Consider the following 11789-nt stretch of genomic DNA (forward strand, 5'->3'; position numbering starts at 1 on the left):
GCGAACGTCAACCTTAATGCACAAGGGACGGCGAATGCGGGATACCGCGACTCACGGAAATCAAGGAGAATGACGATGGCAGCCGCCTATATAGTTGATGCAGTGCGAACCGCCGGCGGACGTCGCGGCGGCAAGCTGGCCGGGGTCCACCCGGTCGATCTCGGCGCGGCCGTGTTCGACGCCATCGCCGATCGCAACGATTTCGATCCGGCGGCGATCGAGGACGTCATCACCGGCTGCGTCATGCAGGGCGGCGAGCAGACGATGGATGTCGGCCGCAACGCCGTGCTGGCCTCGAAGCTGCCCGATTCGATCCCCGCCGTCTCGATCGACCGCCAGTGCGGATCCTCGCAACAGGCGATGCAGTTCGCCTCGCAGGCGGTGATGAGCGGCACGCAGGACATCGTTCTCGCCAGCGGCATCGAAAGCATGACGCGCGTTCCGATGGGGTCGACCGCGACGCTCTACATGAAAGAGGGGATGGGCAACTATAAGAGTCCGCGCCTCGAAGAGGCCTATCCCAAGGTCATGTTCAGCCAGTTCATGGGCGCCGAGATGGTCGCGAAGAAGCACGACCTGTCGAAGGAACAGCTCGACCAATATTCGCTCGAATCGCACCAGAAGGCCTCCAAGGCCGAAGCGGAGGGCGCGTTCGAGAACGAGATCGTGCCGCTGACTGTCGAGACCCCGGAAGGCGAGGAGGTCCACAAGAAGGACGAAGGCATTCGTCACGACGCGACGCTCGAAGGCATCGCCTCGGTCAAGCTGATCCAGGAAGGCGGCGTCATCACGGCGGCCAATGCCAGCCAGATCTGCGACGGGGCGTCGGCCGTGCTGATCGTCAGCGAGCAGGCGCTCAAGGATCACGGCCTGACGCCGCGCGCGCGGATCCACAATGTCACCGTCACCGCGGGCGACCCGGTCATCATGCTCGAGGAACCGCTCTTCGCGACCGACAGGGCGCTCGCGCGCGCCGGTCTTGAGATCGGTGACATCGATCTTTACGAAGTCAACGAAGCCTTCGCCCCGGTCCCGCTTGCCTGGCTCAAGCACACGGGCGCGGACGCGGACAAGATCAACGTCCATGGCGGCGCGATCGCGCTCGGCCATCCGCTCGGCGCATCGGGCACGAAGCTCATGGCGACGCTCCTGAACGCGCTCGAACAGCGCGAGGGCAAATACGGCCTGCAGACGATGTGCGAAGGCGGCGGCCAGGCCAATGTCACGATCATCGAGCGGATGAGCTAGCCGCTCCGATTTCCCATAACGCCCGCTCGGGACTATCCTAGGCGGGCGTTTTCGTTTTCAATTCGCGCCCGCAAGGCGCTCCCAGAACAAGAGGATTATCATGGAACTCAATGACTCCATTTCGGCCGTCGTCACCGGCGGCGCATCGGGCCTCGGCGCCGCAACCGCGCGCCTGCTGGCATCCAAGGGCGTAAAGGTCGCGCTGTTCGACCTGCAGGAAGAAAAGGGCAATGCCGTCGCCGAAGAGATCGGCGGCACCTTCTGCCAGGTCAACGTCACCGAGGACGAGAGCGTCGACGCCGGTTTCGCCAAGGCGCGCGAGGCGAACGGCCAGGAACGCATCCTCGTCAACTGCGCGGGCACCGGCGCGGCGATGAAGACCGCCAGCCGCTCCAAGGAAGACGGCTCGATCAAGCATTATCCGGCCGACGCCTTCAACTGGCTCATCCAGATCAACCTGGTCGGCACCTTCCGCTGCATCGCCAAGTCGGCGGCCGGCATGATGACGCTCGACCCGTTGACCGAAGGCGGCGATCGCGGCGCCATCGTCAACACGGCCTCGGTCGCCGCCGAGGACGGCCAGATGGGCCAGGTCGCCTATTCGGCATCCAAGGCCGGCGTCGTCGGCATGACCCTGCCCATCGCGCGCGACCTGATGAGCGAGAATATCCGGATCAATACGATCCTGCCCGGCATCTTCGATACGCCGCTCCTGATGGGCGCGCCGCAAAAGGTCCGCGATGCGCTGGCCGCCTCCGTGCCGTTCCCCAAGCGGCTCGGCAATCCGGACGAATATGCGCATCTCGCCCTGACGATGATCGAGAACGACTATTTCAACGGCGAGGATGTGCGCCTCGACGGCGCCATTCGCATGGCCCCGAGATAAGACGTTCGATCAGGTCGACTGGAAAAGGCGGGCTGCGGTCCGCCTTTTCTTTCACCCTCAGCCCGCCACGTAACGCAGCGGCAGCGTCTTCAGTCCGCCGACAAAGGTCGACTTGGCGCGCTTGGGTTCGCCGGCCAGCTCGACCATTTCGATGCGATCGAGCAGCTCTTCGAACACTATCCGCATTTCGAGGCGGGCCAGATGCAGGCCCAGGCATTGATGCGCGCCCGCGCCGAACGCCAGATGCCGGTTGGGCGAACGGCTCGCATCGAATTTGCGCGGGTTATCGAACTGGGCCGGATCGTAATTGGCCGCGACATAGTTGATCATCAGCCAATCGCCCTGCGCGATCTTCTGCCCGCCGACCTCGGTGTCCTCGGCGGCGGTACGCATGAAATGCTGGACCGGCGTCGTCCAGCGGATGGCCTCCTCGACGATGCCCGGCAACAGGCTGCGGTCGGCCTTCACCTTTGCGAACTGCTCGGGATCCTGCGCCAGTGCCAGCATCGCTCCGGCAGTCGAGGCCGAGGTTGTATCGTGCCCGGCCGAGGCCACGATGATATAGTAACCGGCCATGTCGCGATCGTTGAGCGGTTCGCCGTCCACCGTCGCGTTGGCGATCACGCTCGCAACATCGTCGGTCGGGTTGGCGCGGCGATCGGCCGCGAGCTTGGCGAAATAGTCCTCGAACTGCTTGACCGCCCCGGCGACGATCTGGGTGATCTGTTCGGGCGTCATGTCCTTCATGCCGCTGCCCGACAGGTCTTCGTCCTGGCCGCCGAACATCTGCTGGGTCAGGAACAGCATCTGGGGCTCGTCCGCTTCGGGCACGCCGAGTATCTGCATGACGACGTGGAGCGGATAGGGCGCGGAGACGAGCGTGACGAAATCGCCTTCGGGCCCGTTGGCGATCATTCTGTCGACCGTGTGCCGGGCGAGCGCGCGGATCTCGTCCTCGATCTTGCGCAGGTTTTTCGGCATGAACCAGTCTTGGGTCAGCCGGCGATATTTGGGATGGATCGGGGCATCGAAGACGACGAGCGAGTCGACCAGCATCTTGCTGCCGGTGACCTTCAGCGAGAATTCGATCGCGTCCCGCGTCGACAGCACGACCGGGCGCGGATTGTTGAGGAACGTCCTGTTGTCCTTGCTGATCCGCATGACGTCGTCGTAGCGCGTGATCAGCCAGAAGGGATCGAAACTGCCATCGGACGCGACGATCCGCGCGACGGGCATATTCTCCCGCAGCCAGTCGAAGGTATCGAGCAGACCATCCCATTCGGCATAGGATTCCGGCGCGATCACCGTACGCGCGATATCCTCCGGCAGCGTCGGCAGGTCTTCACCCGTCATGGTCGCCATCGTTCGCCTCCCCTCAGCCCGCGGCCTTCGCCTCTTTCCAATATTCGTCGCGCAGCAACCGCTTGTAGAGCTTGCCCGTCGGATGGCGCGGCAGCTCTTCGAGGAAATCGACCTGGCGGGGCACTTTCACGCCCGAGAGATGATGCCGCATCCAGGCGATCAGCTCCTCGCCGAACTCCGGCGTCGCATCGGCCATGTCGAGCGGCTGGACGATCGCCACGACGCGCTCGCCCATATCCTCGTCCGGCGCGCCGATAACGGCCGCGTCGGCGATCTTGTCATGCGTGACGAGCAGATTCTCGATCTCCTGCGGATATATGTTCACACCGCCGGAAATGATCATGAAGCTCTTGCGATCGGTGAGGTAGAGGAAGCCGTCTTCGTCCACCCAGCCGATATCGCCGAGCGTCGTCCAACCATGCTTGTTGGTCGCATCGGCGGTCTTTTCCTCGTCATTATGATATTCGAACGACGAACCGCCCTCGAAATAGACCGTGCCCTCGGTGCGCGGCGGCACCTCGTCGCCATTCTCGTCGCAGATCCGGATCGTGCCGAGCAGCGCCGTGCCGACCGACCCCTTGTGCGTCAGCCAGTTTTCGGAATCGATGAAGGTGAAGCCGTTGCCCTCGCTCCCGGCATAATATTCCTTGAGCACCGGGCCCCACCAGTCGATCATCCGTTCCTTGATCGGGATCGGGCAGGGCGCGGCGGCATGGACGGCGCATTTGAGCGACGAGACGTCGTATTTCGCGCGCGTCTCTTCGGGCAGCTTGAGCATCCGCACGAAATGGGTCGGCACCCATTGGCTGACATCGACCTTGTATTTCTCGATCAGCGCGAGCGAATGTTCGGGATCGAATTTCTCCATGACGATGACGGTGCCGCCCATCTTGTGAACCGTCAGGCACCAGCGCAGCGGCGCGGCATGGTAGAGCGGCGCGGGCGACAAGTAGATGCTCTCCGGGGCGAAGCCGAAGGCGCCGCTCGCGAGCATGATCAGCGCGTTGCCCTGGTCGATGCGCGGGTCTTCGGGCAGCGGCAGCCGGATCCCCTTGGGCCGTCCCGTTGTTCCCGAGCTGTAGAGCATGTCGACGCCGGCGCGCTGATCGTCGATCGGCGTTTCCGGCAGATCCGCAATCGCAGCGTCCAGGCCGGCATAACCGGCGCGCGGCGCGTCCACGGTAAAGCGTTCGAGCGGCGTACCGAAATCGGCAAGTTCGTTGAGATGATCGCCGAGATAATCCGAGGCGATCAGCATCTTGGCGCCGCTATCCTCGAGAATATAGGCGATCTCCGGCGCCGTCAGCCGGCAGGAGATCGGCACGAAAATCTGGCCGGCGCGAAACGCCGCCCAGGCGATATCGAAAAAGCGCGCCCGGTTGTCCATGCAGATCGCGACCGGATCACCATGGCCGAGGCCGAGCTTGCGAAACAGATGGGCGATCTGGTTGGAGCGTTTGTCGAGCTCCGCATAGGTTACGGTTTCGCCGGTGCCCCCCATGATGACGGCCGGTTTGTCGGGATTCGATTGCGCGTGGATATAGGGATGCATTGGGGCCTCTCCGATTCTTCTTTGCGCCTAGGGTTACGCGAACGGAAACCGGAAATCGAGAGGGACGCCGCCCCCGAATGCGCTTTAGAAAAAGGCGAACCGCAGACCGGCCCAGAAAGTCTGCGGCGTGGCGCGTTCGATCAGCCCGGCACCCGACACTCCGGCCTCGACCCGGGCGCCGAAGACATTCTCGGCCCGCAATTCCGCCTTGAGCGGCCCATAGAGCGGGATCAGGGCCCGCGCGCCGACCGTGAAGGCGTCGTCGAGCGGCTGCTGATTGAGATCGTCCTCGAACCGGCCGCCGATGTAGCGCAAGGTGATCGCCGCTTCGCCGCCCATCTCGCGGGTATAAGCGAGCGTTGCCGAACCATTGTGCCGCGCCACCTGGACCGGCCGCAGGCCGTCCAGCGCCACCGCGGCACCCGACGCCTCGACCTCGGCATCGGTAAAGGCATAGGACAGGGCGATGCTCCATTCGGCAAAGCGCGCCCGCGCATCGAGCTCGATGCCGACCGCTTCTATCGCGTCGAGATTCTGCCGCTGGCGCGCCAGGCCGCCCGGCGGGACGAAACCGATGCCGGGAAAGAAGCCCGGACCCTGGCCGACCGTGACATTGGCGATCGCGTCTTCGAGCCTGTTGTAGAAAAGCGTTCCGCTGAAATCGAGGATCGACGCCGGCGCATAATCGAAACCGACCTCCACGCCCTCGAGACTTTCCGGCCGCAGCCCGGCATTGGCTCCGGTCACGTCGCTGCCGACGCGGAACGGCCGGAAGAGTTCGTTGAGCGTCGGCAGCCGCCAGCCCGTATAGCCCGCCGCCCGGATCGTGACCGGATTGTCGGGCTGCCAGGCGATCCCCGCGCGCCCGGTGAAGCGCCAGTCGCCGCGATCGGCGAACAATGTCTGGTCGTTCAGTGGCCCGCCCAGATCGCCCTGGCGGAGAAAGCCGTTCTCGATCCACCAGCGATCGGCCCGCGCGCTGCCGGTCAGCGTAACCCCCGGCGCGGCGCGCACGGTGAGTTCGGCGAAACCGCCTACGGTTCGCGTCATGCCGCCGGCCTCGCGCTCGCGGGTCGGAACGCCGGTGACGAAGAAGAAGCGCTCGCGGGTGCGGCCCTCGGTTTCGCGATAATCGCCGCCCAGACGCAGTTCGACGGCGTCGCCGGGAAGCGCAGGCCGAACCTCGAAGCGCCCGCCGAAACCGGTCGAGGGGACGCTGAACTGGTCGAGCACCTGATCGGCGCTCGTCCGCGCCGCGTCGACGCGCGCGAAGCTGCTCCGGAACGATCGGTCCTGATAGTAGAACAGCGCCTCCCACTGCCAGTCGCCCCGGCCGATCAGCCGGACGCTGCCGTCGATCCCCCGCGTCCGGTTGCCGCTGAAGGGAAAGCCGCGGTTGCGCTCGTCCTGGAAGAAGCGCCCGCCGACCTGGATTTCGGTCGCGCCGATCGGCGCTGCAAACCGCAAGGCGCCGCCATATTGCTCGTAATCGGCCGGCTCGTCGATCGGGCCGCGCTGCGACCTGACCACCGGGATGAATCCGTCGCCCTGCGCATAATGGGCCGAAACGTCGAGCAGCGCGTTTTCGCTGGGCGGCAGCATGACGCCGAAGCCCATTTCCATCGCGTCGCGGCTGCCATAGGCGAGACTGGCGCGGGCGGGCTGGAAATTCTCGGTCGACAGGCTTTCCAGCTCGATCGTGCCGGCCAGCGCGCCCGGTCCGAACACGCCGCTGCCGCCGCCGCGCGTAACGCGGACGCGGCCCAGGCTCCGCACGTCATAGGCCGGCCAGCTTATCCAGCCGCCGAAAGGATCGCTTTGCGGGACGCCATCGAGGATGAGCAGCGCGCGGCTCGACGCGTTGCCGCCGAGCCCACGCAGCGTCGCGCCCTGGCTCGTCGGATTGGCGGACCGCGAATCAGAGACGCGGAACAGCTGGAAGCCGGCGACCTGCCCCAATATGTTTTCCAGCCGGCCGCTCGGATCGCGAGCCAGCTCTTCGGCATCGACCGTCACGACATTGAACGCGACATCGCCGACCGGATCCTCCAGTCCGCGCGCCGTCACGATAATCGGATCGCTCTGTGCGAGCGCGGGAGACGCGGTTGCGGCGAGGAGAAGGGCTGTCAGTCTGCGCATGGGGGATACTCAAACACGGAAAGCGGATGCGGCGCTAGTCAATTTGGTCTGGATGGGCCGCCTGGAAAGCGGGCAGCGCATTGGCCCTGGCATCGTAATCGACCAATGTCGGGTAAGCGTCGAGCGCAATATCGAAGCGCCGGGCATTGTAGATTTGCGGCACGAGGCAGAGATCGGCGAGCCCAGGCAGATCGCCGGAGAGATACGCGCCGCCATGGCGGATCGCGAGCTGTTCGAGCGCCTCGAAGCCCTCATGCACCCAATGCGCATACCAGCGGGCGCGGGTTTCCTTGTCGTGCCCCATGACATCGGTGACATAGTTGAGGACCCTGAGATTGTTGAGCGGATGGATGTCGCTCGCCACGACCTGCGCCATCGCGCGGACATGGGCCGCGGCGACCGGGTCGGCCGGAGCCAGCGGCGGATCGGGATAGACGCAGTTGAGATAGTTGACGATGCTCAGGGACTGGGTCAGCTGCGCCCCGTCAATTTCCAGCATCGGCACGAAACCCTGCGGATTCCGGGCGCGATACTCGTCGCTCTTCTGGCCGTTGTCGAGCAGGTTGACCGCGACCCGCTCATAGTCGAGCCCTTTCAGGTTCAGCGCGATGCGGACGCGATAGCTCGCCGAGGAGCGATAATAGTCGTAGAGGCGGATCACGAGACGCGCCTCACCGCCTTGCCCCGGGCAAGCTCCTCGCGGATTTCATCGCCATGCTCGTCCAACAACGGCGCATAACCAAGTTCGGGATCGGGCCGCGCGCCGAACCGCACGGGCGGCTGCATCTCGATATAGCCGCCCTCGCTGGGATGCTCGCGCCGCTTGAAGAAGCCGGTGGCCTTGAGGTGCGGGTCCTCGAAAATGTCCGCGACATCCCGGCACGGCATGCAGGGTATCCGGACCTCGTTGAGCAATTCGGTCCATTCCGCGCTGGTCCGGACGGGCGTGAGTTGGGCGATGCGCGTGAACATGCCCGGCTGGTTGCGGAAGCGGCCGAGCGGCGTGTCATAGGGTTCGCGCTCTACGAAATCGGGTTCGCCCAGCACCGCGAAGAGCTTGCCCCAATCCGCGTCGGTATAGGGGACGATCGCGACATGGCCGTCGGCGGTCGGAAAGGGCTGGCGGGTGGGTTCGGCCTGGCGTTTGTAGACGATGCTTTCGACCGGCGGATCGAACGTTGCGCCGTAGAGATGCTCCTCGAGCGAGAAATGCGTGAAGCTTTCGAACATCGGCACTTCGACGAACTGGCCCTTGCCGGTGCGGATCTGGTGGATGACCGCGGCGAGCACGGCATAGGCGGCGTGGAGCCCCGACACCTTGTCGGCGATCGCCGCCGGCACGAAGCGCGGCGCCGGATTGTCGTCGGCGCGCGGCAGCATCGACGTCATGCCGCTCGCCGCCTGGATCACATCGTCATAGGCCTGGAGCGGCGAATAGGGTCCGTCGGATCCGAAGCCCGTGCAATGAACATAGACGATATCGGGCGCCATCTCCTGCACCGCCTCATAATCGAAACCCAGCTTGGAGATCGCCCGGGCCCGGACATTGTGGATGAAGACGTCGGCGGTGGCGAGCAGATCGCGCATGACCGCCCGGTCTTCATCGTCCTTCAGGTCCAGCACGATCGACCGCTTGCCGCGGTTCAGCGTCATGTGGCAGGCGCCCATACCGCGATTGTTGGCCGGCTTTCCCGCGGAGCGGAACTGATCGCCGGTCGGCGACTCGACCTTGACGACATCGGCACCGCAATCCGCCAGCGTCTGAGTCGCATAAGGACCGAAAATCACGCTCGTCATGTCGACGATGCGGATGCCCTCGAGCAGCTTGGGATCGTTCATAGGCAACTCCTCTCCAGCCTGCATATCCGAGCGGCAAACAATCCGCCATGGTCAAAAAAGGGCGGATCGGCGCGGGATCGGCGCTTCACGTTGCAGGAGAGGTGGCGCGGCCTTTATTTACGAAAAATAAACGTCTTGTAACAAATTGTTAATTACTATTAATACTCGTTAACTAAAGACAAGAAATTGCAAATAAAAAGGAGATTTATTGGAACTTTTTCGCTATAGACTTGTTTATTGCGCAGGAGAATTCATCAGGGGATGCACAATGCTGGGCGAAACGGGCCACACCGAGTTCACGACGATCTCGCTTTCGAAAACGCCGCCGCAGTCGACGGACCGTCGCTCGGGACAGCGCTATATGAGCGTTTTGCAGGCTGGCAAGATCATGACGGACACGCTGCAGGAACTGTGCCTTATCCGGAATATCTCCTCCCGCGGCGTCATGGCTGAAATTTTCGCCCCAATCGAAACGGATACGCCGGTGCGGATCGAATTCAAGGCCGGGGCGATCGTCCAGGGCACCGTGCGCTGGGTGCAGGATGGGCGCGCTGGGATCGAGTTTGAAGAGCATATCGACGTCCACGAGGTACTCGCGCCGCATGCCGGTCGCATGGCCCCGCGGGCGCCGCGCCTCAGTATCGACAGCATGGCCCGAGTCATGATCGGCGATGTCCGCGAAAAGCTGCAGGTCTTCGACATCTCGCAGGGCGGCGTCAAAGTGGAGGCCGGCATGTTTCTCGAGCCCGGCCTCGATGTCGTCGTCGAAATCGAGGGACTCCCTGTCCGGGCGAGCGTCGTCCGCTGGGTTGGCGGACAATATGCCGGCATATCGTTCAATCGCGTGATGCCGCTCGAGCAAGTCGCCTATTGGGCCGCGCAGCAGGGCATCCAGACCGGAGATGTGGCAGCACCGGGCGCGGGCGACCTCGCGTCCGGTCACTGAGCGGGAACGGGAGACGCCGCGAAGCGCTCGCCCGACTAGCCGGCGACCGCCTTCCTGTCGTCGAGCAACCGCCGTTCGGCATCGCCGGGCTGCCATTGCGGTAGCCGCACCATCGCCGCCTTGAACAGAGCCGACTCCAGATGGCGGTCCAGCCAGGCCCGAAGGTTCGGCCAGGATTGAGCGTCGAACCAGTCTCGGTCCGTCGCCGCGAACTGCCGCACGAACGGAAACAGAGCGATATCGACGAAAGACCGCTGGTCGCGCAAAAGGTTCGACCGGGTCGCCAAGTGCCGGTCGAGCTGCTCCAACATGGCGGCGCCGGCGCTCCGATGCGCGAGCGGATCGGTATCGTGCCGCGTCGCATATTTGTACCGGTCGAGATGATGTTTGAAAGGCCCGTCATTGGCCGCAATCAGATCGTCCGCGGCGGCGCCGTCCGCCGCCCCGAGCCAGTTCTCGGGGTCGTTCCTCCTCAGCCCCCAGCGCATGATATCGAGGCTTTCGTCGATCACCTTGCCGTCGGGCAGCCCGAGTACCGGGACGGTCGCCTTGGGCGACGCGGCGATCATCTCGTCCGGCTTGTCGCGCAGCAGGACTTCACGGAGGATACAGTCCTGTTCCGCCACGATCAGCGCCATGCGCGCCCGCATCGCATAGGGGCAGCGGCGAAAGCTGTAGAGGATCGGCAGGTCAGTCATGGCCCGGCAATTCAGCGCCGACATGCGTTTCGCCCCGGGCCGCGGCCAGCTCGCTCTGACGCTGGCGTTCGGCATAGCCGCGCCGCTGCGCCTCGGTTCTCGTGTCGTGGCAGGCCGGACAGCGAATTCCTTCGACGTAGAATGGCGAGGTTCGATCCGCCTCGCTGACCGGCATCCGGCAAGCCCGGCACAGCACATGGCTGCCGCGTTCGAGCCCGTGGGTTACCGTGACCCGCTCGTCGAACACGAAACACTCCCCCCTCCAGCGGCTGTCCGCCGGATCGACGGTTTCGAGATATTTGAGAATCCCGCCCTTCAGGTGGAAAACGTCTTCCAGCCCTTCGGCCTTGAGCAGGGCCGTCGCCTTTTCGCAGCGGATCCCGCCCGTGCAGAACATCGCGACCCGCGGATTGTCCCTGCCCTTCAGCAGCGCCTTCCGATTTTCCCGGAACCAGGCCGGAAAATCCCGAAAGCTCGGGGTTTTCGGATCGATTGCATTCTCGAACGTGCCGGCCGCCACCTCGTAATCGTTGCGCGTATCGATCAGGATCGTATCGGGATCGGAGATCAACGCATTCCAGTCTTCGGGCGCCACATAATCGCCGACGTCGCGCGCGGGATCGATATCGGGCTCGCCCATCGTCACGATCTCGCGCTTGATCCGCACCTTCATCCGATGGAAGGGCATTTCGGCCGCACGCGCGAACTTGACCTCGAGATCCGCACAGCCGGGCAACGAGCGGATCTGCGCGAGTATCGCCTCGATGGCGTTGTCGGTACCGGCGATCGTGCCGTTGATGCCTTCCGGCGCCAGCAACAGCGTGCCCTTGACCCCGGCGGCGCGGCACGCTGCCGACAGCGCATCGCGCAGCGCCTCGAGATCCTCGAACGGCGTGAAGCGATAGAGCGCGGCGATCCGTATATCTGATTGTGCTGTCGACATATCCTGCCCGATCACCGCCATAGCCGTTCCGCGCCGGCGCTTCCACCGGCCCGATAGCGCATAAAAAAACCGCCGGAAACGGCGGTTGAAAAGTTGGTTGCGGGGGTTGGATTTGAACCAACGACCTTCAGGTTATGAGCCTGACGAGCTACCGGGCTGCTCCACCCCGCGCCAAC

General features: G+C 64.2%; 10 protein-coding genes and 1 tRNA gene. 3 read left to right on the forward strand and 8 right to left on the reverse strand.

Translation table 11 applies throughout. The features are described 5' to 3' along the window. Window positions 1–75 precede the first annotated feature (75 nt). Together ACTS1X_RS04360 and ACTS1X_RS04365 are read left to right on the forward strand one after the other, a co-directional pair. The gene (locus tag ACTS1X_RS04360) at window positions 76–1248 is read left to right on the forward strand and encodes an acetyl-CoA C-acetyltransferase (RefSeq protein WP_442613167.1); all 1173 of its coding nucleotides are present in this window, start codon (window positions 76–78) and stop codon (window positions 1246–1248) included. 100 nt (window positions 1249–1348) lie between these two features. After that, window positions 1349–2134 carry an SDR family NAD(P)-dependent oxidoreductase gene (locus tag ACTS1X_RS04365; RefSeq protein WP_442613158.1) on the forward strand — a complete coding sequence of 262 codons (786 nt, stop codon included), beginning with the start codon at window positions 1349–1351 and terminating at the stop codon, window positions 2132–2134. Window positions 2135–2191: 57 nt separating this feature from the next. Here the strand turns inward: ACTS1X_RS04365 and ACTS1X_RS04370 are convergent, their stop codons facing one another. From ACTS1X_RS04370 to ACTS1X_RS04390, 5 genes are all read right to left on the reverse strand, one after another. Beyond that, complete coding sequence (locus ACTS1X_RS04370) at window positions 2192–3496, reverse strand: cytochrome P450 (protein WP_442613159.1); 1305 nt, start codon at window positions 3494–3496, stop codon at window positions 2192–2194. Window positions 3497–3509: 13 nt separating this feature from the next. Then, window positions 3510–5048: an acyl-CoA synthetase gene (locus ACTS1X_RS04375; protein ID WP_442613160.1), complete on the reverse strand. Its 1539-nt coding sequence runs from the start codon at window positions 5046–5048 to the stop codon at window positions 3510–3512. Between the two features lie 84 nt (window positions 5049–5132). Beyond that, window positions 5133–7187, reverse strand: coding sequence for a TonB-dependent receptor (locus ACTS1X_RS04380; RefSeq protein ID WP_442613161.1), 2055 nt, complete (start codon window positions 7185–7187; stop codon window positions 5133–5135). A gap of 34 nt (window positions 7188–7221) precedes the next feature. Further along, the gene (gene maiA, locus ACTS1X_RS04385) at window positions 7222–7848 is read right to left on the reverse strand and encodes a maleylacetoacetate isomerase (protein ID WP_442613162.1); all 627 of its coding nucleotides are present in this window, start codon (window positions 7846–7848) and stop codon (window positions 7222–7224) included. Continuing rightward, window positions 7845–9026, reverse strand: a complete 1182-nt coding sequence (locus tag ACTS1X_RS04390; RefSeq protein ID WP_442613163.1) for a CaiB/BaiF CoA transferase family protein — start codon at window positions 9024–9026, stop codon at window positions 7845–7847. The genes maiA and ACTS1X_RS04390 overlap by 4 nt, the downstream gene beginning before the upstream one ends. 268 nt (window positions 9027–9294) lie before the next feature. Here ACTS1X_RS04390 and ACTS1X_RS04395 point away from each other — a divergent pair, with 268 nt between their 5' ends. After that, entirely contained in the window at window positions 9295–9972 is a 678-nt protein-coding gene (locus tag ACTS1X_RS04395) for a PilZ domain-containing protein (RefSeq protein WP_442613164.1), read from the forward strand. A 35-nt stretch (window positions 9973–10007) separates the two neighbouring features. On the opposite strand, the gene ACTS1X_RS04400 is transcribed toward ACTS1X_RS04395, so the two are convergent. The 3 genes from ACTS1X_RS04400 to ACTS1X_RS04410 form a co-directional block, all read right to left on the reverse strand. Then, window positions 10008–10670, reverse strand: a complete 663-nt coding sequence (locus ACTS1X_RS04400) for a glutathione S-transferase (protein WP_442613165.1) — start codon at window positions 10668–10670, stop codon at window positions 10008–10010. Further along, entirely contained in the window at window positions 10663–11613 is a 951-nt protein-coding gene (gene trhO / locus ACTS1X_RS04405) for an oxygen-dependent tRNA uridine(34) hydroxylase TrhO (protein ID WP_442613166.1), read from the reverse strand. Before trhO ends, ACTS1X_RS04400 begins: the two co-directional genes overlap by 8 nt. Before the next feature lie 94 nt (window positions 11614–11707). Then, a tRNA-Met gene (locus ACTS1X_RS04410) sits at window positions 11708–11784 on the reverse strand. Window positions 11785–11789 lie beyond the last annotated feature (5 nt).

This window comes from Parasphingopyxis sp., assembly GCF_052168275.1.
Taxonomy (GTDB): Bacteria; Pseudomonadota; Alphaproteobacteria; order Sphingomonadales; family Sphingomonadaceae; genus Parasphingopyxis.

Coding starts and splice junctions, on each gene's coding strand:
- ACTS1X_RS04370 (WP_442613159.1), bottom strand. CDS start 3,496: ATGGCGACCATGACGGGTGAAGACCTGCCGACGCTGCCGGAGGATATC.
- ACTS1X_RS04380 (WP_442613161.1), bottom strand. CDS start 7,187: ATGCGCAGACTGACAGCCCTTCTCCTCGCCGCAACCGCGTCTCCCGCG.
- ACTS1X_RS04360 (WP_442613167.1), top strand. CDS start 76: ATGGCAGCCGCCTATATAGTTGATGCAGTGCGAACCGCCGGCGGACGT.
- ACTS1X_RS04365 (WP_442613158.1), top strand. CDS start 1,349: ATGGAACTCAATGACTCCATTTCGGCCGTCGTCACCGGCGGCGCATCG.
- ACTS1X_RS04390 (WP_442613163.1), bottom strand. CDS start 9,026: ATGAACGATCCCAAGCTGCTCGAGGGCATCCGCATCGTCGACATGACG.
- ACTS1X_RS04400 (WP_442613165.1), bottom strand. CDS start 10,670: ATGACTGACCTGCCGATCCTCTACAGCTTTCGCCGCTGCCCCTATGCG.
- ACTS1X_RS04375 (WP_442613160.1), bottom strand. CDS start 5,048: ATGCATCCCTATATCCACGCGCAATCGAATCCCGACAAACCGGCCGTC.
- ACTS1X_RS04395 (WP_442613164.1), top strand. CDS start 9,295: ATGCTGGGCGAAACGGGCCACACCGAGTTCACGACGATCTCGCTTTCG.
- trhO (WP_442613166.1), bottom strand. CDS start 11,613: ATGTCGACAGCACAATCAGATATACGGATCGCCGCGCTCTATCGCTTC.